Below are 22,628 nucleotides of genomic sequence, written 5' to 3' on the forward strand. Positions count from 1 at the left end.
CGGCGAGCCGCTCGCCGACGCTCGCGCCAACCGGCAGCCCCGGCTTCGGCGCCGCCCAGTCGTCGAGCCGCGCGAGCGCGGCAGGCCGCAGCCACGCCGCCGCGGGCGCGCCGGCAAGCCGCCGCAGCGCTTCGTGCTGCGCGTGCGCGATGTCTTCCGCATCGGCGCGCCGCAGGCTGTCGGTCCGGTAGCCGACGATGCAGCGCAGCCGCTGGTCGCTCGCGGAGACGGAGAAATCGACCTGCACCGGAAAGCTGTTGACCGCATGACCGTCGCGGCCCGCGAGCATCCGCACGTCCGCGTCGTCCAGCTCGCGCAGCACGTGGAAGCTCGTGAAATTGAACAGCACCTCGCCCAGCTCGATCCCGCCGTTGTCCTGCCGGATCTGCTGCGACGGATAAAAGCGGTGCCGGAAAATGCCCGACTCGATCTCGAACACCTGCCGCGCCTGAGCGGCGGGCGACGCTGCGTCGTCGAGCGTCGCGCGCACCGGCACCGAATTCAGGAACAGCCCGACCGCGCGCTCCGCATGCTCGGTCTCGGGCCGCACGTGCGTCACCATCGACGTGAGCACGTCGCGCCGCCCGCTCAGCGCCTGCAGCGCGCGCAGGTGGGCGGCGAGCAGCACGCTCTTGAGCGGGACGTTCGCGTCGCGCGCGAGCGCGCGCAGCGCCGCCTCCAGTTCGACGGAGACCTCGACCTCCAGATAATCCACGCGCTCGTCCGCTGCGTCGCCGATCAACGGCGCGCGACGCAGCGACAGCGCCTGCGCGCCGTCGAGCTGGCCGCGCCAGAAATCGCGCTGGGCCGGATCGGCGAGCGCCGCCTGTTCGAGTTCGATGAAATCCCGGTAACCGGCCTGCACCGGCACGTCGTCCGGCCGGGTCTGCGCGCCCGCCAGGCCCGCCGTGTAGAGCCGGATGAATTCGGTGGTCAGCGCGGCCTCGCTCCAGCCGTCGAGCATCGCGTGATGGAAGCTCCACACCAGCTTGAAGCGCTGCGCCGCCAGCTTGAACACGAAGCAGCGAAACAGCGGCGCGGCGGCGATGTCGAACGCGGCGAACCGCTCGCCGTCCATGAACGCGGCGATCCGGGCGGCCTGCGCCGTCGCGTCGAGCGCAGTCAGATCGGTGACCGCCAGCGGAATGCGCGCCGTGTCGAACACGAGCTGCAGCGGCACGCTGAACCCCTCCGTCCGCAGCGCGGTACGCAACGCCGGATGACGCGCCGACAGCCGGTCCAGCGCGCGCACGAGGCAGGCTTCGTCGTACGCATAGGCGACCTCGTAGCCGATCACGTCGTGGTACAGGCTCGAACGCTCGTGCCGCAGGCTGTGATAGAGCATCCCCAGTTGCAGGCGGCTGAGCGGATACGCGTCGACGACGCCCGCCGGCAGCCGTGCGCGGTCCGCTTCGCTCGTCAGCGGCGCGCGGGGTACGACGGCCTCGGCCGACGCACCTGCACCTGCACCTGCCCCCTCGCCGCGCTGCCGCTCGACGTGCTCGCCCAGCGTACGCACGCTCTGGTGGACGAACAGGTCCTGGATCTCGAATTCGAGCCCGTGGCGCTGCGCCTGCGCCTTCAGCCGGATCGCCAGCAGCGAATCGCCGCCGAGATCGAAGAAACCGTCGTCGAGGCCGAACCCGCTGCGACCGAGCACGTCTTCCCACAACGCGCGCAGCACGCGCTGCGTGTCGGTCAGCGTCTCGGGTGCCGTTTCGGCGGCCGCCTGCGCCTGCGCGGGGGCAAGTTGAGCGAGCGCAGCCCGGTCCACCTTGCCGTTCGCCGTCAGCGGAATGTGCGGCACCGCGTGGAAGCGCGCCGGCACCAGATGATCCGGCAGCGACGCCCGCAGCTGCGCGCGCAGGCCGGCTTCGTCCGGCGCATCCACGCCCGCGCCCACGCCCGCGCCCGGGCTTGCGGTCCAGTACGCGACGAGCTGCTTGTCGCCCTGCGGCGTCGCGTCGACCGTCACGACGGCGGCCTGCACGCCGCGGCATGCAGCCAGCGCCGCCTCGATTTCCGCGGGCTCGATCCGGTAGCCGCGCAGCTTCACCTGCCGGTCGCGCCGGCCGAGGTAATGCAGCGCGCCGTCATGCGCCCAGTAGCCGACGTCGCCGCTGCGGTACATGCGGGCGCCCGGCTCGCCGCCGTAAGGATCGGGCACGAACGCGGCGGCGGTCAGGTCCGGCCGGTTTGCGTAGCCGTGCGCGACGCCAAGCCCCGCGATGTAGATGTCGCCCGCCGCGCCGGCCGGCAGCGGATTCAGGTCGTCGTCGAGCACGTACACCGACGTGCCCTGGATCGGCATGCCGATCGGTACCGTGCGCCCCGCCGCCGGCTCGCCGCGCACCGGGTACGCGGTCGCGAACGTCGTGGTCTCGGTCGGCCCGTAGCCGTTGACGACCTGCCCGCGTTCCAGCAGCGCGCGGGCGCGCGCCACATGCGGCAGCGACAGCACGTCGCCGCCGCAGACGAGATAGCGCAGCCGCCGCAGCGCGTCCGGCGCGTGATCGACCATCGCCGCGAACAGGCCGCTCGTCAGCCACAGAATCGTCACGCGTGCGTCGACCAGCAACGGCCCGAGCTGGTCCAGCGACGCATCCCGCCCGACCGGCACGACGAGCGACGCGCCGTTCAGCAGCGCGGTCCAGATCTCGAAGGTCGACGCGTCGAACGCGGTCGGCGCGAACTGCAGGAACACGTCGTCCGGCGTCACGTCGAGATAGGTCGGCCGGTACGCGAGCCGCAGGATCGCCTGTTGCGGCACGATGACGCCCTTCGGACGATCGGTGGTCCCCGACGTGTACATCAGGTACGCCGGCATCTGCGCCGGCAGCCCGCTCGCGACGAACGCGCCGTCGCGCGCGGCGATCTCGTCGTCGTGGTCCTCGAGGACGATCAGGTTCAGATAGCCGTCGCGCAGCGCGTCGGTGCGCGCCACCACGTCCTCGCGCGTGACGATCACGCTCGCCTGGCTGTCGTCGAGCAGGAAGCGCAGCCGGTCGGCCGGATAGCGGCTGTCGAGCGGCACATACGCGCAGCCCGCGTTGAGCACCGCCAGCATCGCGACGATCAGTTCCGCACCCGGCTCGAGACACAGGCCGACGGTCGAGCCCGGCGACACGCCGAGATCGCGCAAGTGATCCGCCAGCCGGTTCGCGCGGGTGTTCAGCGCGTGGTAATCGAGCGTCGCGTTGCCGTGGCGGATCGCCGGGCGGCCCGGATGCTGCCGCGCGAGCGCGTCGATCACCGAGCCGATCGAGTCGGGCAGCGGCTGCCCGAGCGGCCGGCTCTGCCAGCCGCGCAGCGCGTCGAGCGTGGGCGCGTCGCCGCGCGCGAGCGTGCCGAACGGCGCGTCCGGCTGCGCGGTCAACGCGTCGAGGTACTGCACATAGGTGCGCGACAATCGCTCGATATCGGCGGCTTCGAACAGATCGGTGCGGAACACCGTGCAGCAGCGCACGCCATCGGACGTCAGCTCGGCGAACAGCGTCAGGTCGAACTGCGCGTAGCGGTACAGGTCGTCGCGCACCGTCATCGCCGGCATCCCGGCCGGTGCCGCCGGCCCGGCGGCGCCGGGCACCGCACCTTTCGTGTCCTGCAGCACGAAGTTGACCTGGAACAGCGGGCTGCGCGCGGAATCGCGCGCGACGCCGACCTGCTCGACCACCTGGTCGAACGACACCGCCTGATGCCGCAGCGCGTCGGCGACGGTGTCGCGCTCGCGCTCGACCAGCGCGGCGAACGTGGCACTGCCTTGCCGCGCAGTGCGCAACGCGAGCAGGTTCGCGAAGAAGCCGACGATGCGCTCGCTGCCCGGATGCACGCGGTTCGACGCGGTCGTGCCGATGCAGAAGTCGTCCTGGCCAGCGTAGTCGCCGAGCAGGCACCGCCACGCGGCCAGCATCACCGTGAACAGCGTGCCGCCCTGCCGCCGCGCCAGCGCTTCGGCCCGCGCGCGCACGGCGGCGGGAATCGTGAAGAACGCCAGTTCACCGTCGTGCGCGCGCCGCGACGGGCGCGGCAGCGCGAACGGCAATTCGAGCGTCGTCGCGCCCGTCAGCCGCTCCTGCCAGTACGCAAGACTCGGCGCGCTGTCCGCGGCGCTGCGCGCCTGCTGCCACAGCGCATAGTCCGCATAGTGCGGCCCGTCGTCGGCCCGCGGCTCAGGCTCGCGGCCCGCCAGCCGCGCCGCATAGGCCGACCACCAGTCGGCCAGCATCAGCTCCAGCGACCACCCGTCGACGATCAGGTGATGGGCGGTCAGCACGAGAATCTGCCGGTCGTCGTCGAGACGATGCAGCGATGCGCGCAGCAGCGGCCCGTGCGCAAGGTCGAACGGCTGCGCGATTTCGGCCGTGATCGCGCGGGCGATCTCCGCATCGGTCACGCCCGCCGCGTGACGGTGTACCGGCAGCGATGGCTCGTGCTCGGCATGCACACGCTGGTACAGGCTGCCGTCGCGCTCGTCGAACGTCGTGCGCAGCGCTTCGTGCCGCGCGACCACGTCGCGCAGCGCCGCCTGCAGCGCTGCCTCATCGAGCGTGCCCGCGATCTCCAGCACGTGCGGCACGTGGAAATGACCGGCGCCACCGCTGATCGCCATCTGCACCCACATCCGCAACTGTTCCGCCGACGCGGGCAGGTCCGCCGGCCGAGCCTGGCGGGTAATCGCGTCGCGGTTGCCCGCGCCACGCTGCCTGCCGAACGCTTCGAGCAATTGGCGACGCTTGTTTTCGGTGGAATCGTTATGCGACATCAAACCAGCTCTCCCGACGATGAAAACACTGTGAGTAGTTCGTCCATGTCGTCCGGCGCGAGGCGCTCGAGCAGCGCTTCCAGGCGGTCCTCCTGCTGGGCCTTCTGGCCGAGCGCCACCAGCACCTGCGCGCTGAACCGGTCAAGCTGCGGCGCGCCGAACAACAGCGGCGGCGACAACAGCAGCCCGTAGCGGCCATTGAGGCGCCCGATCAGCTGGATCGCCTGCACGGAGCTGCCGCCGAGCATGAAGAAATGGTCGTCCGGCCCGATGTCGGCGACGTCCAGCACGGCCGACCACTCGGCGGCGACCTCGGCCTGGAACGGCGTCTTCGCGCGCACCTCGGCGCCGCGCGCGCGCGTCTCGAGCGCCGCGTCGGCGAGCTGGGCCAGGCGCTTGCGGTCGATCTTGCCGGCCGGCAGCAGCGCGATGCGCTCCACCACGTCGATGCGGGCCGGACGCATCGCGTCGGGCAGCCGCGCGGCCAGTTCCGCGTGCAGCGCGTCCGCCGGCCAGCTGTCCCACCCCGCGGCCGGCTCGACGAACGCGTGCAGCAGCCGCACCCGCCCCTGCACCCGCACCGGCACCACCGCGCACTGCGCGATGCCCGGCAGCGCCAGCAGGCATGCCTCGATCTCGCGCAGCTCGATCCGGTTGCCGTTGAGCTTGACCTGCTCGTCGCACCGGCCGAGGTAATGCAGCTCGCCGTGCTCGCCGAACATCGCGATATCGCCGGTGCGGTACATGCGCGCCCCCGGACGGCCTGCGTACGGATCGGGCACGAAGCTCGCCGCGGTGAGGTCCGGGCGGCCGACGTACCCTTGCGCAAGCCCCGCGCCGCCGATGTACAGTTCGCCCGCGCTGCCGGGCGCGCACGGCTCGAGGCCCGCGTCCAGCACGTACAGCGACACGTTGTCGATCGGCCGGCCGATCGGCACGCCGGCGCGCGCATGGGCCTCGCCCGGCTCGCAATGCCACACGGTCACGTCGATCGCGGCCTCGGTCGGCCCGTACAGGTTGGCGAGCCGCACGCCCGGCAGCAGCCGGTGGAAGCGCTCGGCCTGCTCGGCGAGCAGCGCCTCGCCGCTGCAGACGACCAGCGCGAGATCCGGGAAGCGCTGCCCGGGCGCCGCGTCCAGAAACGCGTTCAGCATCGACGGCACGAAGTGCGCGACCGCGATGCGCGCGTCGCGCAGCAGCACGGCGAGCCCGGCCGGGTCCTTGTGCAGCTCGGGCGGCGCGATCACCAGCGCATGCCCGCTCTGCAAGGTCCACAGGAATTCCCAGACCGACACGTCGAAGAAGTACGGCGTTTTCTGCAGCACGCGCACCGGCGCGGCATCGGCGAGCAGCGAGCCGTGCCAGTCGAGCCGGTTGACCAGCGCGCGATGGGTGTTGGCGACGCCCTTCGGCGTGCCGGTGGAGCCCGACGTGTAGATCACGTACGCGATCCCGTCCGGGTGAATGCGTTGCTGCGGCAGCGGTTCGGCGGCCAGCCAGATCGCGCGCTCGTCCAGCGCATGCCGCGCGACCGGCCCGGCGGGCAGGCGTGCCAGCAGGTGCCGCTGCGTGAGCAGCAGCGCGAGCCCTGCATCGTCGACGATGCGCCGCAGCCGGTCCGGCGGCGCGGCGGGATCGAGCGGCACGTAGGCCGCGCCCGCCCGCATCACCGCGAGGATCGCCAGCACCATCTCCGTCGAGCGCTCGCAGCACAGCCCGACGAGGGCCCCCGGCGTCACGCCGCGCGCCGCGAGAAAGCCCGCGAGCCGCGCCGACAGCGCATCCAGTTCGCGATAGGTCAGTTGCTCCGCACCGAACCGGACGGCCGGTGCATCCGGCGTCGCGGCGCACTGCGCGGCGAAGCGGGCCGGCCAGTCCGTCGCGTCGATCGTGCGCGCGGGCCCGTGCCAGTATTGTGCGAGCCGCGCGCGCTGCTCGGGCGCCAGCAAGTCGACCGCGAGCGCGGGCTGCGCATCGTCGTCCAGGTACGCGCGCAACAGCCGGCCGAAGCGCGCGGCGAACTCCCCGATCCGCGCCGGCGGCAGGCAGCCGGTGTCGTATTCGAGGTTCACATGCAGGCCGTCGGGCGTCAGCTGATACGCGAAGTTCAGGTCGAACGGCCGCTCGGCGGCGACCACCGGCAGCAATTCCGCGTGCACGCCGTGGAATGCGAGCGGGGCATCCTGCACGAAGAACGCTTCCGTCACGCCGACGTTGAAGACGGGCGTATCGGCCAGCGAACGCGTGCGCCGCAGCGCCGTCACGAGATCGGTCAGCGACAACTGCTGATGGTGCTTGCTTTCCGCACGCCGGGCGGTGGTGCGCGCGACGATGTCGCGGAACGTGTCGCCCTGCCGCAGCGAAAAGCCCATCGGCAGGTTGTTCACGAAGCATCCGCTCGCATCGCGAAACTCCGGCGAGCGCATGTTGACGGGATAGGTCACGACCAGCTCGCGCACGTCCTGCCAGCGGGCCAGCGCAATCGCGAACAGGCTCGACAGCACGAGAAACGGCGTCGAGCGGCTCGCGCGGGCCCGTGCGCGCAGCCGGCGCGTGGTGTCCGCGTCGAAGCGCATCCGGTGGATGCGCCCCTCGCGCGGCTCCGCCGATGCCGCTGCGTCGAATTCGACCCCGAGCGGCGCATGCGCGAGCACGCCGAGCCAATAGGCCAGATCTTCGTCGTAGCGCGGCGACGCGCGGTACGCGGCTTCGAACGCGAGTTGCTCGCCGAGATCCCGCAACGTGCAGGCGGGCGCCGGGCCCGCGCCGAGCGCGTGGTTGTACAGCGCCGTCAGCCGCTGGTTGATGTACACCGCGGAAAACGCATCGGAGATGATGTGCGGAAAGCTGAGCACGAGCCGGTGCGCGTCGGCATCCTCGCGCAGCAGCGCGAAGCGGAACAGCGGCGCGTCGTCGAGCGCGAACACGTGCGCCGCGCGCGCGGCGATCCATGCGTCGGCCTCGGCGGCGTCCAGCTCCGGCGCCACCCGCGCGTCGCGGTAGTCGAGTGCGACCGTCACCCGGTCATGCACTTCTCGCACCACGCGGGCGTCGTCCATCCGGAACGTGCTGCGGCAGCCTTCGTCATGCTCGTGGACGAACGCGTCCAGCGCGCGCCGCAGCGCGTCGCGATCCAGCGGACCCGACAGGCGGTAGACGAGCGCGGTCGTGTAGGCCGACGAGTGCGGATTGAGCTGCCACTCGAGCCAGAAGCGGTACTGATAGGCTGAAAGCGAAGTGGTACGCATGGTGGCCCCTGTCTGGATGCATGAAGGACGTGAAGGACGGCGCGGCGAGTCGATCCCCGCGCGCCGCGCGTCAACGGACCGCGTGGTCCGCGACGTCCGGTTCCGTGAAATGTTCGGCGATGCAGTGGCGCAGCCGCGGCCCGAATACGGCCGCGATGTCGTCGGCCGAATACGGTGCGATGGCATCGTCGATGCCGAGCGCGCGGTCCACTTCCTGCTGGAGCCGCGTGAAGATCCGCTGCGCGGCGCGCTCGTCGTGCAGGTACGTATTGAGCGCGGCCGCCGTCGCCCGCGCCGCCGCCGCGTCGAGCCCGTGCGCCGCAAACGCGTCGGCCGACCATTCGTCCGCGTCACGCGGCGCATCGCGCATGGCGTCGATCTCGGCCAGCAGCGCCGGCCCGTCGGCGCCGAGCGTGGCCACGCACATCCGGTCCGCCGCGGCGACGAGCTGGTTCAGCCCGGCCGTCATCTGGCGCAGCACCGTCCCCGCCGGCCATTGCCGCGCACGCGCGATCTCGGCCTCGTCGCCCTGCAGCAGCATCGCCAGATCCTCGCGGGCGATCTCGTGCGCGAGCGGGCTCGTGTGTTCGGTGGACCAGTCCTCGAAGCGCGCAAGCGCCTCGCGGAACGCGTGCGTGTGCGCGTGGCCGGGCACCGCGTCGAGCGCGACGATCAGCCCGCGCAACTGCTGCGCCGCCCGCACCGCGAACAGGTATTTTTCGGCTTCGAGCTTCAGGAACGCCGCCGCGTAGCGATAGAAGCCGGGCTCGGCCGCGCTCGCTTCGGCGCCCGCCAGCGAAGCCGGCTCGATCATCGCGCGGTAGGCTTGCTCGACCATCGTCTGCGGCCCCGCGCACACCGAGTTGCGGCCGACGAGCAGGCCCGCCGCCTCGGCAACCAGGTAATACGCGTCGCTGGCGAGGCACGGCGCGGCCGGATCGCCGCCCGACGCCATCCGCTTGATCAGCGAGATATGCACGATCCGGTGCATGCCGAGCGAGATCCGGTAGATGATCGACGGCACGACGGGAATGCTGTCCGGGTCGGCCGGCTGCTCGCGCCGGCGGATCAGGTACGCGGGCAGCAGCTGGCACAGCTTGCTGATGAACCACAGGTCGAGCATCGACACCGCACCGTCGTGGCCGCGCAGGCGGCAATACCCGTCGCGCAGCGTCGAGATGGTCGGCAGCACCAGGTGCCAGTGGTTCCCGAACTGCCGCAACGACGAGATGTTCATCGGTAGCGCGTGATGAAACCGGCTGCCCTCGTACTCGCAGCGCGCGGCCTCGATCTCGATGCCCTCGCGCGATTCGGCCGGCGCGATCTCCTCGCCGAGCGGGCGAAAGAAGCTGTCGCGATAGGCGACCATCGAGCCCAGCATCGAGCGCCAGTAGAACTCCGGTTTGTCGAGCGCGCGCGGCCCGTGATAGCCGGTCGCGTACAGCGCATCGATGACGGTGTAATCAAACTCGTTCTGCATCATGGCTTCCTGAAGAGACACGGCCGCCGGCACGGCGGCCCGATAGAACGAACGGTGCGGGGACGGCGCGTCAGCGCGGCATCGACATCGGCTTGCCGGCCGTGTCGGCCGCGCGGCGCCACCGGCGCGCGAGCCCCTGCCACAGGCTCGCGAGCTCGACCCGGCAGAAGGTCCGCACGGCGCGCGGCGACCACCACCAGTAGTTCACGTTGATCGAATCGCTCAGCGACTCCACGTAGTGCCACCAGCCGGGCGGCAGGTACAGCACCTCGCCCGCCTCCAGCACGAAGTCGTGGCGCGGCGCCGACTGCACGCGCGGAAACAGCACCGGGTCCGGATCGCTCATGTCCACCGGGCTGAAGATCACCGGCAGATCGCGGCGCTGCCGGTAATACACGTTGGCGGACTGCCCGGGCGCGAACAGCACCCAGCGCTTGCGGCCGTACACCTGCACGTTCAGGTTCTCGTGCCGGTCGAAGTGCATCGGCGACGAAATCCCTTCGGGGCCGAGCCAGAAGCCCGGCCGCAACACCAGCTTGCGCCGCAGCCAGTTCGGCATCCAGCCGGGAAAGCCGTGCTGCTCGTGCAGCGGCGCGATGTCGTCCTTCAGCTCTGGCGCCGTCGAATAGATCGCCGCGTAGGTGATGTACGCGGTGCGGGCGCTGCCCTGCGCCTGCATCGCGCGGATCGTCGCGCCGAGGCGCGCGGTTTCGTAGCGGCGCGCACCCAGGTAGAGGTCCGGCCGGGTCGGCGTCGGCGACAGCTGCGACGTCTCCACCGTGATCTCGTGCTCGCCGTAACGCTCGACGAAGAAATCCGGCGTCCAGCGCGTGCGCGCGGGCCAGGCTTCGATGAATCCTTCCAGCACGGCCGGATGCTTCAGTCCGGCCAGAACGTCGCGCATGCTCCGGCTGCCGTCGTAGCGAATCCGCGGCATCGGCACAATCTTGCTGCCAGTCATCGTGGGGCTCCTGTCGACAGGAATAAAATCAGGACACCTGCCAATTGCCGTTGTGGCGAAGCACATCGCCGGGCAGCCAGCGGATCACGCGGGTGGCGGCGCCGAGCGTGCCGAGGCGTGCGTCGATCTGGTCGAGCGTGTCGGCTTCCGCGGGCTCGCCGTTGATCCAGCCGATGTCGCCGATCTCGGTCGCGATGCCGCAGAACCCGTTCGCATACGGCGCGAACGCGCGGGCGCCGGCGCGCGCGCAGAGCTCGCCGATACCGGACGGGCCGAGCGTGATGGACGGGCCGTCGCCCGCTTCCGCGATGCGCGGCAGGCGTTGCAGTTCGGTCATCGGCAACACCATCCAGAACGTGAACAGGCCCTGCCAGAACGGCGCCTTGCGCAACTCGCGGCAGCAGCTCAGAACCAGGTCGGGCCGGCCGCGCTGCGCGACGGACCGGTCGATCACGTCCATCACCGAACCCTGCGCGTCCTCGCCGCTGTCGACGAGCAGGATCACCGAGAACTGCGGCGTCGTGACCCGGTAGCAATTGCCCCAGTTGCGAACGTCGTGCGGCGGCACGGCCGCACCGATGGTCGGCTGCTCGCCGTAGAACGGCAGGATGTCGATCTCGATGTCGCCGATCCGCACCGTCTCGCCCCAGCCGGGCGCGAGCACCGTCTGCCCGACGTCGCGCAGCGACTGCTGCATGTCGTCCTGCGCCAGCAGCGATGCAACCGGGATGTGCGGCACGATGACCGGCACCGATCCGTCGCCGCCATGCCGCAGGATGGTCGGAATGTGCCAGTGGTCGAGATGCCCGTGCGTGACGAGCATGCCGTCGATCCGCTGGCCCAGGTTGGACGGCGCGCGATCGAGATCGGGCAGGCCGACGTTGCCGCCGATCGCGAGGCTGATCGGGTCGGTCAGCAGGCGGGTGGTTTCGGATGCGATCAGCAGCGACGCGTGTTCGAGCCGCTGGATGCCGGGGCCGTCGAATGCCGGCCACGCCAGCGCCGCGCCGCCCTTCGGCCGTTCGCAGCCGAGCAGGCGAGGGTCCGCATACAGCTCGGACAGCGGCTGCCAGTGGTTGCGCTGCAGCGCGTCGCGCAGCGCGTTCGCGAGCTGCGGCACGTCGCCGGCGGCAGTGTCGAGCACGATCGGCTCGCCGTCCTGCGGCGCGAGCGCGAGCGTCCAGCGGTCGCGGTGCTGATGCAGATCGTAGAGCAGCGCGCGGCTCGCGATGCAGCCGCCGGCCGCCACCGAATCCGGATCGAACAACTCGTCCAGAAACGGATAGCGCGCAATCGCGTCGCGCAACAGCGCGGCGCAGGCGGCCGGTTCGAATTTCGCTTCCATGAATTGCTGCATGAGCGCGTCCTGCCGCTCGATCAGCAAGCCCAGGTCATGCGCGCGCGAAGCCAGAATGCCTGTATTGAGGAAGACCCCCAGGCGATCATCGACAGACATGGTGTGTTTTACCCTCGGATTCTCTCGGCGAAACGCAACGTGCTCCCGCGCGCGCCGTTACCGGGCCGCGAAATGCCGCATCGTTCCTTTATCTTTGATTGCGCGCTGCGTGGCGCGGCGACAGTCAGGCCGACAGCGCGGCCCGCACGCTCAATGGCCGCATGTCGGTCCAGTTGGCGCCGATCCATTCGAGACAGGCGTCCCGGGTTCCCGACGGGCCCGCTGCCCGCCAGCCTTCCGGTACCCGCTTGTCGTCCGGCCAGATCGCGTATTGTTCCTCGTGATTGACGACCACCTTGAAAACGGCGTCGTGATGCGGCGTTTCGGCTTCCATGTCTCTCTCGTTTCAATAATCGATCACGCGTGTCACACGCAGTACATAATTCGATATTTCTATAAAAACGGCACGCCCGGTCATGCCGGACAACGATGCAAGCACTTTGAAATCGAAGCGAGCAGACTTTACCATAAAGCATCTAAAAACAATTACATTTCTATTGCATGAAAACAGAATAAATCATAATCATTGAGAGCCAATAATCACGGCCATTGTTCATAAATATGTGAACCTATAGAAATCAGACTGTCTTTTCGATTAAATCGATAATCGTCTTAATTGTTTGAAAATCTTGTATGGCTCGTTTTTTAAAGCGGAGTCCCGAAAGCATGGCCTTGCTACCCAGTACCCTCACCATTCCGCTCCAGCGCCCGGCGGCGCGGCACCGGCTGCTGGTGTTCCATCACGCGTGCGGCGCGGCGGCCAATTACTACCGGTGGGGCGCGTCGTTCCCGGACGACATCGAGGTGTGGCTGATCGAACTGCCCGGCCGCGGCAGGAGCCTGGGCACGCGCGCGATCGATACGCTGCCCGAACTGATCGACTTCCTGCGGGCCCTCCGGCCGCTGCTGCCGCGCGACTATTCGGTGTTCGGCCACAGCATGGGGGCGCTGATCGCATACAGCTTCGCGTGCGACATGACGCAACTGGGGCATCCGCCCGTCTGGTTCGGCGCCTCCGGCACCGACGCGCCGTTCTACCCGCATCGCCGGACGCGGCTCGACGGCGCGCCGGTTCACCTGCGCAATGACGCGGAGATCATCGACTATGTCGTGTCGCTCGGCGGTACGCCGCGCGAAGTAGTCGAACACGACGCGCTCCGGGCGATGCTGCTGAAACTGGCCAGGGCGGATTTCCGCCTGGTCGAGGCGTTCTTTCCGCTGCCGTCCGCAACCGCGCTGCCCTGCCCCGTCACGGTCTTCTCGAGCCGCGACGACACGGTGCTGAGCCCCGCCGGGCAGCGCGACTGGTCGCGCGCGTCGCAGCACCCGGTCAGCTTCCGCGAGTTCGACGGCGGGCACTTCTATCTATTGGAACACCCGGCTGCCGTCCAGCACGCGATCGGCCAGGCGCTGGCCGATGCGGGGCGGTGCGGCACTGCCGTGGGCGAGATGCCGTCGCTGATGTCGTGACCGGTGGCGGGGTGGCGGCCGGCCTCCTGCCGAAGTATCGCGATTCAGGCCCCTGACCCGCTCGCGATACCCCGGCGTAATGCCGCTGCCACCGGCATCCTCGTCACGGAACACCGCCTGCCATTCAGCGAAGCCGGCGAATCCGCAGCGTTGCGCGAAACGAACGACGGTCGGCGCCGGCAGGCCGCATGCGGTCGACATGCCGGCAATGCGCGGCACCATCGAACGGTTTGCCTCGATCCGCGGCGTGACGCGCGTCAACTCACGCGGCAGCGCATCGAAGGATTCGGCGCTCCGTCTCATCGATGCGCCGCCTCCGGGAAGGACCGGGCCCCATCGCTTCGTGCGGGGCGGCGGTCATGCGCGCGACCCAGGCGGCTTGCTCAACCCGCGATCAGCGTGGCGAGCGCCGGATAGAATCCGTCACCCGCCGCAATGATCGGATTGCCTCTCAGCAATCCGTTGCCCGCGAGAAAGTCGTTGACGACGCCGCCCGCTTCGCGCACCAGCACGATGCCGGCCACACAGTCCCACGAGTTGATATGCGGTTCGTAATAGCCGATCAGCCGGCCTGCCGCGACGTAGGCGATCATCAGCGCGCCTGAGCCGTTGCGAATGAACATGCCGCCGTCGGCCAGCAGCCGCGCCAGAAACGGAATGAACGCCGATGGCGCGACCCGATGCGAGAAGCCGACGCCGACCACGCCGTCGCGCACCGAGCGTGTCGTGGCGGCCCGCATCGGCGTGTCGTTGACGAATGCGCCGCACCCGGCCGCGGCATGAAACAACTCACCGCTGTTCGGATCGAACACCGCGCCGATCGCCGGTTTGCCATCGATCAGCACACCGATCGACACGCACCACGCATGCATCCCGTTCAGAAAGCAACTGGTCCCGTCGATCGGATCGACGATCCAGACAATCCGCTCCGACAGCAGCGACGCGCCGGCCTGCGCCGCGGTTTCCTCGCCGAGGAACGCGTCGTCCGGAAACGCTGCCGTGACGCGCTCGCGCACCAGATTCTCGACCTCGCGGTCGGCAAGGCTGACGACGTCCTGCAGACCTTTGTGCTCGACTTCGAGCGCCGCACGGTTCGCGAACATCCGGTACGCGCGCGCCCCGGCTTCCCGAGCAATCGTGCACACGAGTGCATAGCGATTCGCAAGATCGGCCTCGAACCCGATCGTCTCCGTCCCGGGTGCGCTCATGCGTGCGCTCCGACGATGGCCGCACCGTGTGCGCTGAATTGGAGCGCGACCTGCGCGCCGCGCGGAAATAGCTGATCTAACCGATGACTCACGACAAACAATTCTCCAAGTGACGACTGAACCGTGTACTGCATTTCGCGACCGAGATAGGTCGCACGACTGATTTCACCGGCGATCGTGCCCTGCTGCGCAGGCCCGAGCCGGATTGCCTCGGGGCGTAACGCGATGCGCACCGCGCCGGTCCGCGTGCCGGTGTACGGCAGATCGAGCCGCGTGCCGCCGATCGTGCACTGCGCGACCTGGTCGTCGATCGCACGAATCTCGCCATCGACGAGATTCGCATTGCCGATGAAGTCCGCGACGAACTCGTCGGCAGGTGCGTCGAATATCTCGCGCGGCGTGCCGAGCTGTGCAATCTTCTTGCGATTCATCACGACGATGCGATCCGAGATCGCCAGCGCCTCTTCCTGATCGTGCGTCACGTAGACCGCGGTCAGACCCAGCTTGACCTGCAGATCCCGGATCTCGTCGCGTACGCGGGTGCGCATCTTCGCGTCGAGATTCGACAGCGGCTCGTCGAGAAGCAGGATTTCGGGCTCGAGCACCAGCGCGCGCGCTACCGCAACCCGTTGTTGCTGGCCGCCCGACAGCTCGCTCGGCGAGCGTGCGGCATACTCGCCGAGCCCGACCAGCGCCAGCGCACCCATCGCCTTCTCGTGCGCCTCGCGCTTCGGCCGGCGCGCAACCGCCAATCCGTAAGCGACGTTCTCGACGACGCTCATGTGCGGAAACAGCGCGTACGACTGAAACACCATACTGACGTCGCGCTCGGCCGCCGACCGATCGGTCACGTCGCGCCCGCCGATCAGGATCCGCCCCGCATCGACGCGTTCGAGGCCCGCAATCATCCGCAACGTGGTGGTCTTGCCGCAGCCGCTCGGGCCGAGCAGCGTCACCATCGTGCCCGGCTCGATGCGAAAGCTGATGTCGTCCACCGCGACGCTCTTGCCGTAGTGCTTGCTGACCCGCTCGAATACGAGCGAACCGCGTACCTGGGTCGTGTTCATACCGTCGTCTCCTTCATTTTCAGAATCGTGCCGCGCCGGCCGGAAGCCTGTATCCGTGTGCGGGCACGCAACCGGCGCACACCGACGAAACGCTGGACGACGAGAATCATCACGAGCATCACGATCACCAGCACGCTGGCGTAGGCAATCGCGGTGCCGTAGTTGCCGTTCGAAACCAGTCCGATGATGTACGACGTTGCCATGTCGTAATTTGCGCTGACGAGGAAGATCACCGCACTGACCGACGTGATCGAGCGTACGAAGCCGTAGACGAGCGCCGACGCGAGAGCCGGGCGCAGGAGCGGCAGGATCACGCGACGGATCGTCGTGAGGCTGCTCGCACGCAACATGATCGACGCCTCGTCGAGACTCGCGTCGAGCTGGCGCATTGCCGCGATGCCGCTGCGCAGCCCCATCGGCATGTTGCGAAACACGAAACACAGCACGAGGATCGCGCCGCTTCCCGTCAGTTCGATCGCGCCGGCGTTGAACGTCAGCAGATAGGCAATCCCGATGACCGTGCCCGGCACCGCGAAGCTCAGCAGCGTGCCGAATTCGAGCAGGCGCTTGCCGGCAAAACGCTGCCGGATCAGCAGCCAGGCGGTGAGCATGCCCACCAGCGACGTCAGCGGTGTCGCGATCGCCGCGATCGTCAGCGTCGTGAAGAACGACGGCCATGCCTGACCTTGCCAGTGCAAGCCGCCGGCATCCGCGCCAATGCCGAATGCATCCGCGTAGTGCGCGAGCGTCAGGCTGTTGTCGACACCCCAGATCTTCACGAAACCGCCAAGCAGCATCATCGCGTAGACCACCAGCGTGAACGCCACCCACGGCACGGCAACGCACCAGAGGCCGGCACGCAGCCGCGGATCGAGCGCTGCGTGCGCACCGCTGTCGGCCTTGCCGGACACCGTCACGTATGAACGGCGGCCAAGCCAGCGGTTCTGCAGCAGGAACACGCCCAGCGCGAATACGAGCAGGACAAGCCCCAGGCCGGCCGCTCGCCCGGGGTCGTTCTGCGCACCGACCACGGAGAAGTAGATTTCCGTCGACAGCACGTGAAAATTGCCGCCCAGCACGATCGGGTTGCCGAAATCGGCCATGCTCTCGATGAAGCACAACAGGAACGCGTTCGCGAGCCCCGGACGCATCAGCGGCAGCGACACCGTGACGAACGTCTGCCAGCGTGACGCGCCGAGCGTTTGCGACGCCTCCTCGAGCGACGGGCCCACCCCGTCGACGACGCCGACGAGCGTCATGAACGCGATCGGCGTGAACGCCAGCAGTTGCGACAACCAGACACCGGGCAGACCGTAAAGCCAGCGGCCGGGCACCACGCCAAACACATCTGCGACGAACAGCGTGAGCGCGCCGTTGCGACCCAGCAGCAGGATCAGCGCGAGGCCGAGCACGAACGGCGGCGTGATGATCGGCAACACCGCGAGACTACGCAGCGCCCGTACCCCGCGCGACGCGCTGCGCGCAGCCAGCAATGCGAGCGTGCAGCCCAGCGCGACCGATCCGGCGGCGCTCGCAATCGCGAGCGCCAGCGTATTCCATGCAACGCCGCAACTACGCCCTCCCGACAGGCAGGCCAGGCCCCAGACGCTGCGGGACATGACGCGCGGCAGCACCGATGCCCAATCAAGCACGCCGTCGGCATTGCGGAATGCGTCGAGCAGGATGTTGCCGACCGGCCAGAACACGAACGTAGCAATCAGCGCGACGACGATCCCGATCGCGCCCGTCACGAACAGGTCGCCGCGGCACGCGCCGGCCAGCGCCGCGCCGCTGGTCGCGATCACGAGAAACGCAAGCGCGGCGAGACAGGCGCCGGCGCCGAGCCCGGTCGGCAATGCGACACCCCATGCGAGCCAGCCGATCGCGATCAGGCCGGCCACACCGGCGCCGACCCACGCCGCGCCGAGCACACGGCGCCGACGAATCGCCGCCAGCGCGATGCCGGCGGCGGCCAGACACGCAACCAGCACCCACACCGCGGCCATCCCGCCGTGCCATGCCTGCCAGAACGCGGGGGCGGCGGTTGACGAGCCGTGCAGCGCGTCACCGATCCAGCGGAACGCGAACACGCCCGATTCCTGCTGATACCAGGGCAGCGCGACGAGCGCAAACGCCCCCGTCGCCAGCCAACTCGACAAGATCTTGTTCATCTTCGCGTCAGTTGCCGTGGTTGTAGATTTCGGTAGTCCAGCGTTGCAGCAGGTGCTTGCGAACCTGAGGCGAACCGTACTTCGCAAAGTCGTAATTGACGAGCTTGATCGATGCGACGTTCGGCGCCTGCGGCGGGACCTTCGCATCGCGGTTCGCCGGAATCTGATACGCCTTCGCATCGACGGCGGCGGTCTCGGTATCCGCGCGCAGGGCGAAGTCGTAGAAGCGCTTCGCTTCGGCCAGATGCTTCGCCCCCGCGACGATGCTCATGCCGCCGATTTCGAAACCGGTGCCTTCGCAAGCCGGCGCAACGGCAATCGGAAAACCCGCGACTTTCTGCTTGATCAGGTCGTGAATGAATTCGATCGCGACGGTCGACTCGCCGCGCGACGCGGCCTCTCCCGGCGCAACGCCGGTGTCGGTGTACTGGCTGATGTTCGCGTTCAACGTGCGCAGGTACTTGAATGCGTCGTCCTCGCCAAACAGCTGAACCAGCGTCGCGAGCGCGACGTACGATGTGCCCGACGAGTTCGGATTCGCGATCTGGATCTCGCCCTTGAAAGCCGGATTCAGCAGATCTTTCCAGCACTTCGGCGCCGGCAGCTTGCGCGAATTGATTTCCGTCACGTTGTAGCCGATACCGAGCACACCCTGATAGATGCCGACCGACCGAGAGTCGGCCACCTTCGCGAACGTCTGCGCCCACGGCTGCAGTTGCGCCGCAAGCGGCGACTGATAGGGCTGCGTCAGTTTCTCGAACGCCGCCTGAAGGTGCGCGTCACCGGATCCCGCCCACCAGACGTCGACCTGCGGATTCTTCGCCTGTGCCTGGATCTGCGCAAAGCTCTCCCCCGCGCTCTTGCGGATCATCGATACGTCGATGCCGGTTTCCTTGGTGAACCGCGTCTTCATCAACTGACACCACTCGAGATCCGCGGAACACAGCACATTCAGGTTGCCGGCCGCCTGCGCTGTGGTCGTCAGGCACGCTGCCGCCAGCATCGCGGCGACGGTGCTTCGCAACGGGAATTTCATCGGTTGTCTCCATGTTTTGATTGCCCGCGCCGCCCCCGCTTCGTCAGTGGCCGGCACTTCGTCCGGGGTGTCTCCCCGAATTTTGCACACGAGTGCAATGTAGCACCAACGAAACCCCGATTCAACCTGGGAAACGCTGGAAACGGCGTTCCAGCGTCGGGACTTACCCGGGGATCAGACCGACGGAATCCCGCTCGACGAGAGACACGCCTACCACCCGAATGCGCGTCGGCAACGTGAAATCGGTCATCCGGTCGACCAGGACATCGACCGCTTCCCGTGCAAGCTCGTCGACGTTCTGCGCGATCGTCGTCAAGCGATAGCTACCCATGCGCGCGTGCGGGATGTCGTCGAACCCGATCACCAAAAGATCCTCCGGGACGCGCTTGCCAAATCGCTGTCGCGCGGCATCGATGAAACCGAGCGCAATCATGTCGGTGGCACAGAAGATGGCGTCCGGCACGCCGCGCGAACGGTCCAGCAACGCTTTCGCGGCTTGCTGGCCGCTCTCGTAGCTATCGGTCGACGTGTTGCACAACTCGACTTCGCCACGTCGCCCCGGCAGCGTGCGCAACGTCTGCACGAACGCTTCACAACGCGCCTTGCCGTTGAAGTTCGACAGGTGCGGGCCGATGAAGGCAAACCGTTTTCCGCCGGCCTGCACGAGCCGCTGGGCGGCCAGCCGGCCACCGGTCTCGTTGTCGCTGTTGACGACGTCAACGCCCTCTATCTCGGCCGCACGGTTGAGCATCGCAACCGGCACGCGGCGTGCGACGTACTCGCGGGCCAGCGCGAGCGGCGGCGTCCCCGACGTCATGATCACACCCGCAATCCGGTAACTCAGCAGAATCTGCAACGAGTGGGCGATCTGGTCAGCGTCGTCGGCATCCATCAGGATCGGCAGGAAGCCCTGCTCGCCGAGATAGTGGGCGATCGGCGACAGCAACTTCACACGAAACGGATTCTCCAGGCCGGACGTAATCACGCCCACAAAGCTGCTGCGGCCCTGAATCATGTTGCGCGCGTTGTAATCGACCTGATAGCCGAGTTGCTCGGCCGCACGCATGATCCGCTCACGCGTCTTGCCGGACACGCTCGCACCCGGCGTGAACGCCCGCGATACCGCCGAGCGCGAGACGCCCGCCAGTCGCGCGACATCGCTCGCCGTCGCCCAGCTCTTTTCTTTCTCTTTGTCCGTCATGGATATCTCGTGCGTGGCAAATCTGCGCCTGTTGTGGAGAATGCTAGCTTATCAAAACAGACGAAAACGCCATCGAATTCGCCGCCCGGGCCGTGGGTCGAGTGAACGAGCCGATCGGACATGATCTTGCACACGCAACATCCGACGGTACAGCCTTCATGCCGGGAAACGACGCATGGCCGGGACGCCCGCGGAGGTCTTCTTCGTGCGCGATGCGGTTCGCCTGCCCGCCGAACAGCCTGCCAATACCCGGCAGGCTGTTGAAAGGCACCTCGTCAATGCGCGGAAGGCCGCTCCAGAGGCCCGCCTCGTCGGCATGGCGCGTGTCGAGTCGAACCGGAACTGCTGCCGCCGAAGGACGTCCCCATCGTCGATGTGAACCGCTATGCCGCGTTCGCGCCGTGCATGAGGTTGCTCGCCCCCCCAGCACGACAGGAACCATTGCTCAACCCGCTCACGGCCATGATGGTTCGGCCGCGCCGTTGGCCGACGTCACCGGCGCGCGCCCAGTTTCGATGACCTCGGCGGAAGCCATTTCTACAGCAAGCTAGGGTAAGTCCCGTCCCTTCGAACGTCATTTCGATGCCGAGCCACGTTGTGCAATCGAAACCGTGGTGATAGATTGCACACGAGTGCAAATTTGGGCCGGTCGTCCGGTGAGACAACGCGTATGGCGGTCGGAAAAGCGGCTTCGATCGTTGCAACGCCCGGCGGGCGTCGCAAGTTTGCCGGCCCGGTGATGCATCGTTCGAGGGGCATCCGTCATGGAATGCCCGGGATCGGTGCGTCGCCCGGCGCATATCGCGCCCTGTGTCTGATTTAACTACCGTATTGACTACCGTAGGAAAAGGAGCAGCCCATGTCGTCACCCCAACCCGTGAATCCGTTTCGCCGGCAGTTTCTTCAGGTCACCGCGAGCGCAAGCTTGTGCGGAACGCTGGGCATACCTGCACGGTCATCGGAGGCGGCAACCACCACACGCGGCAATACGGCCCACGAGCCACGTCCGAAGTCGATTCCGCTGGACGAGTGCCTGAGCCTTTCGCCGCAGCAAATGGCACAGAGATCCCCGATTGCGCAGCGGTCGTTCGCCTATATCAACGAATGCATGTCGCAAATCCAGGATGGCGCGCTGAAGAGCACCACGCGATCGATGGTCGATCATCCCGCGCCGACGCTGATGGCCTACTACCTTGGACAACCGGACCGACAGGACGCGTTGCTCAGGAATCTCAAAGACAAGAACCTGCTTGCAGCAGACGTCACCCGCGAACAGTTGTTTCCGCCGTGCAAGTCGGCCGACGTTCCCGCGCAACCGATGTTGAGCGCGCCAGGCAGCGACTACAACAGCCACCACTCCTATCCGGGCGGCCTATGTGCGCACACTGCGACGAACCTGCGCCATGCCATCGATTACAAACACACTTACGAGCAACTCTTTCGCTACTCGCTGTCGCTCGATGTTCTGTTCGCTTCGCAGACATTGCATGACCTGCAGAAGACCTGGGTGTTCCAGTGGCGTGACGACGGTTCGTGCCTGAAAGAACTCACCATCGGCGACACCGGGGCGCACCATATATTCGGCCTTGCGCAATGCATGGTCCATGACCTTCCTGTGGATGTGATCCTCGCGCAGGCGTGTGCGCACACGAATCCCGGCGTGCTCGACGGCGAAAAAAAGATCGTCGGGTGGCTGACGGCGGCGGCAATGATCGCGCGTGTCGATCCCGTCGCCAACGGCTATGTGACGGACCAGCAAGCACTGCCGAAGCCGCACAAGCAGGAGTGGTTCGTGTCGCATATCTGCGACTACGATTTTGTGTTCGCGAATCCCGCTGCGAAAGACGCGATCTCCGTGCTCAAGGACATCGCGAAAGAGGACTACGGCATGACCGAACGGCAGCTCGACGGACGCGACTTCAACAGTTTCCGCAACTATCTCGGGTCGCAGATCTCCTGGCTTCGCACCAACTTCGAAAACTCGAATGACGTGCATGCGCTCAGGCAGTTGATCCATGCGACCGTCGTGAAAACCTGACCGCCCTCGGAGGCGCCGGCGAACGATGCCGGTTGGTCATCGGGCGCCTTTCGCGTGGCGGGCATGTTCGCCCAAACCGGTGTGCAAGCTCACTGGAACACGCCGCTGGATGCGCATTTCGAAAAGACTGACGCCGCGATGAGGGGGACGCTCGAGCTTCCCGGCAAGCCACCCGGTCCGTACCCGGTGCGATTCATCGATGTCATTCCGACTTTTTGCTTTGACGCGTCGAGTGGCAAGTACCCGATCAACCTGCCTTTCCCGGCCACTCGAAATTTGAAAGCACGATTGTTCTCGTTATTCAACCTCCAAACTCAGGAGTCCGACACACATCATCAAGCAACATGAAACTTGGATCACGTCAATATTGAATCATTCCACCAGGATTATGAATCGATGAAAAATAGCGTCGCAATCGCCATGACGGCCGCCGGCCTGGCCGCCGCAGCTACGGCCCACGCCCAGAGCAGCGTGACCCTGTACGGTATCGTCGACAACGGTATCGCTTACCAGAACAACTCGTCGGCCAC

The 22,628-nt window shown here is 67.5% G+C and carries 15 protein-coding genes; 4 read left to right on the forward strand and 11 right to left on the reverse strand.

Annotation, left to right across the window (positions count from 1 at the left end; all coding sequences use genetic code 11):
- The 6 genes from BLA15945_RS36960 to BLA15945_RS36985 all read right to left on the reverse strand — a co-directional run.
- A partial coding sequence (locus BLA15945_RS36960; RefSeq protein ID WP_174994702.1) for a non-ribosomal peptide synthetase occupies positions 1–4,762 on the reverse strand: 4,762 nt, incomplete at its 3' end.
- Positions 4,762–8,010: a non-ribosomal peptide synthetase gene (locus BLA15945_RS36965; protein WP_174994703.1), complete on the reverse strand. Its 3,249-nt coding sequence runs from the start codon at positions 8,008–8,010 to the stop codon at positions 4,762–4,764. The genes BLA15945_RS36965 and BLA15945_RS36960, both read right to left, overlap by 1 nt.
- 70 nt (positions 8,011–8,080) lie before the next feature.
- Positions 8,081–9,490: a hypothetical protein gene (locus BLA15945_RS36970; RefSeq protein ID WP_174994704.1), complete on the reverse strand. Its 1,410-nt coding sequence runs from the start codon at positions 9,488–9,490 to the stop codon at positions 8,081–8,083.
- A gap of 70 nt (positions 9,491–9,560) precedes the next feature.
- Positions 9,561–10,451, reverse strand: coding sequence for a cupin-like domain-containing protein (locus BLA15945_RS36975; protein WP_059241812.1), 891 nt, complete (start codon positions 10,449–10,451; stop codon positions 9,561–9,563).
- A gap of 28 nt (positions 10,452–10,479) precedes the next feature.
- A complete protein-coding gene (locus BLA15945_RS36980; protein WP_059241814.1) occupies positions 10,480–11,907 on the reverse strand; it encodes an MBL fold metallo-hydrolase in 1,428 nt (475 codons plus the stop codon).
- A 124-nt stretch (positions 11,908–12,031) separates the two neighbouring features.
- Entirely contained in the window at positions 12,032–12,241 is a 210-nt protein-coding gene (locus BLA15945_RS36985; protein ID WP_059241816.1) for an MbtH family protein, read from the reverse strand.
- Between the two features lie 332 nt (positions 12,242–12,573).
- Between BLA15945_RS36985 and BLA15945_RS36990 the strand changes: the two genes are divergently transcribed.
- Positions 12,574–13,377: a thioesterase II family protein gene (locus BLA15945_RS36990; protein WP_174994705.1), complete on the forward strand. Its 804-nt coding sequence runs from the start codon at positions 12,574–12,576 to the stop codon at positions 13,375–13,377.
- 383 nt (positions 13,378–13,760) lie between these two features.
- Here BLA15945_RS36990 and BLA15945_RS36995 read toward each other — a convergent pair whose 3' ends face one another.
- The 5 genes from BLA15945_RS36995 to BLA15945_RS37015 form a co-directional block, all read right to left on the reverse strand.
- Entirely contained in the window at positions 13,761–14,585 is an 825-nt protein-coding gene (locus BLA15945_RS36995; protein ID WP_174994706.1) for an inositol monophosphatase family protein, read from the reverse strand.
- Positions 14,582–15,652, reverse strand: coding sequence for an ABC transporter ATP-binding protein (locus tag BLA15945_RS37000; protein ID WP_174994707.1), 1,071 nt, complete (start codon positions 15,650–15,652; stop codon positions 14,582–14,584). Before BLA15945_RS37000 ends, BLA15945_RS36995 begins: the two co-directional genes overlap by 4 nt.
- On the reverse strand, positions 15,649–17,823 hold the full coding sequence (locus BLA15945_RS37005) for an ABC transporter permease (RefSeq protein ID WP_059241824.1): 2,175 nt from the start codon (positions 17,821–17,823) through the stop codon (positions 15,649–15,651). Before BLA15945_RS37005 ends, BLA15945_RS37000 begins: the two co-directional genes overlap by 4 nt.
- A gap of 7 nt (positions 17,824–17,830) precedes the next feature.
- The gene (locus BLA15945_RS37010; RefSeq protein ID WP_174994708.1) at positions 17,831–18,859 is read right to left on the reverse strand and encodes an ABC transporter substrate-binding protein; all 1,029 of its coding nucleotides are present in this window, start codon (positions 18,857–18,859) and stop codon (positions 17,831–17,833) included.
- Positions 18,860–19,022: 163 nt separating this feature from the next.
- Complete coding sequence (locus tag BLA15945_RS37015) at positions 19,023–20,060, reverse strand: LacI family DNA-binding transcriptional regulator (RefSeq protein ID WP_059241826.1); 1,038 nt, start codon at positions 20,058–20,060, stop codon at positions 19,023–19,025.
- A gap of 859 nt (positions 20,061–20,919) precedes the next feature.
- Here BLA15945_RS37015 and BLA15945_RS37020 point away from each other — a divergent pair.
- The 3 genes from BLA15945_RS37020 to BLA15945_RS37030 all read left to right on the forward strand — a co-directional run.
- Positions 20,920–22,098: a TAT (twin-arginine translocation) pathway signal sequence gene (locus BLA15945_RS37020; RefSeq protein WP_155627352.1), complete on the forward strand. Its 1,179-nt coding sequence runs from the start codon at positions 20,920–20,922 to the stop codon at positions 22,096–22,098.
- A 63-nt stretch (positions 22,099–22,161) separates the two neighbouring features.
- Positions 22,162–22,446 (forward strand): hypothetical protein, encoded by a 285-nt coding sequence (locus BLA15945_RS37025; protein WP_174994709.1) that lies wholly within the window; start codon positions 22,162–22,164, stop codon positions 22,444–22,446.
- 48 nt (positions 22,447–22,494) lie between these two features.
- The coding region (locus BLA15945_RS37030) for a porin (RefSeq protein ID WP_174994710.1) at positions 22,495–22,628 on the forward strand (134 nt) is incomplete at its 3' end.

Source organism: Burkholderia arboris (genome assembly GCF_902499125.1).
In the GTDB taxonomy this organism is placed as follows: domain Bacteria; phylum Pseudomonadota; class Gammaproteobacteria; order Burkholderiales; family Burkholderiaceae; genus Burkholderia; species Burkholderia arboris.

Excerpts from the sequence above, each read along its gene's own strand:
- BLA15945_RS37000 (WP_174994707.1), bottom strand. The coding sequence starts at position 15,652 with ATGAACACGACCCAGGTACGCGGTTCGCTCGTATTCGAGCGGGTCAGC.
- BLA15945_RS37010 (WP_174994708.1), bottom strand. The coding sequence starts at position 18,859 with ATGAAATTCCCGTTGCGAAGCACCGTCGCCGCGATGCTGGCGGCAGCG.
- BLA15945_RS37020 (WP_155627352.1), top strand. The coding sequence starts at position 20,920 with ATGTCGTCACCCCAACCCGTGAATCCGTTTCGCCGGCAGTTTCTTCAG.
- BLA15945_RS37025 (WP_174994709.1), top strand. The coding sequence starts at position 22,162 with ATGTTCGCCCAAACCGGTGTGCAAGCTCACTGGAACACGCCGCTGGAT.
- BLA15945_RS37005 (WP_059241824.1), bottom strand. The coding sequence starts at position 17,823 with ATGAACAAGATCTTGTCGAGTTGGCTGGCGACGGGGGCGTTTGCGCTC.
- BLA15945_RS37015 (WP_059241826.1), bottom strand. The coding sequence starts at position 20,060 with ATGACGGACAAAGAGAAAGAAAAGAGCTGGGCGACGGCGAGCGATGTC.
- BLA15945_RS36995 (WP_174994706.1), bottom strand. The coding sequence starts at position 14,585 with ATGAGCGCACCCGGGACGGAGACGATCGGGTTCGAGGCCGATCTTGCG.
- BLA15945_RS36975 (WP_059241812.1), bottom strand. The coding sequence starts at position 10,451 with ATGACTGGCAGCAAGATTGTGCCGATGCCGCGGATTCGCTACGACGGC.
- BLA15945_RS36980 (WP_059241814.1), bottom strand. The coding sequence starts at position 11,907 with ATGTCTGTCGATGATCGCCTGGGGGTCTTCCTCAATACAGGCATTCTG.
- BLA15945_RS36965 (WP_174994703.1), bottom strand. The coding sequence starts at position 8,010 with ATGCGTACCACTTCGCTTTCAGCCTATCAGTACCGCTTCTGGCTCGAG.
- BLA15945_RS36985 (WP_059241816.1), bottom strand. The coding sequence starts at position 12,241 with ATGGAAGCCGAAACGCCGCATCACGACGCCGTTTTCAAGGTGGTCGTC.
- BLA15945_RS36990 (WP_174994705.1), top strand. The coding sequence starts at position 12,574 with ATGGCCTTGCTACCCAGTACCCTCACCATTCCGCTCCAGCGCCCGGCG.
- BLA15945_RS36970 (WP_174994704.1), bottom strand. The coding sequence starts at position 9,490 with ATGCAGAACGAGTTTGATTACACCGTCATCGATGCGCTGTACGCGACC.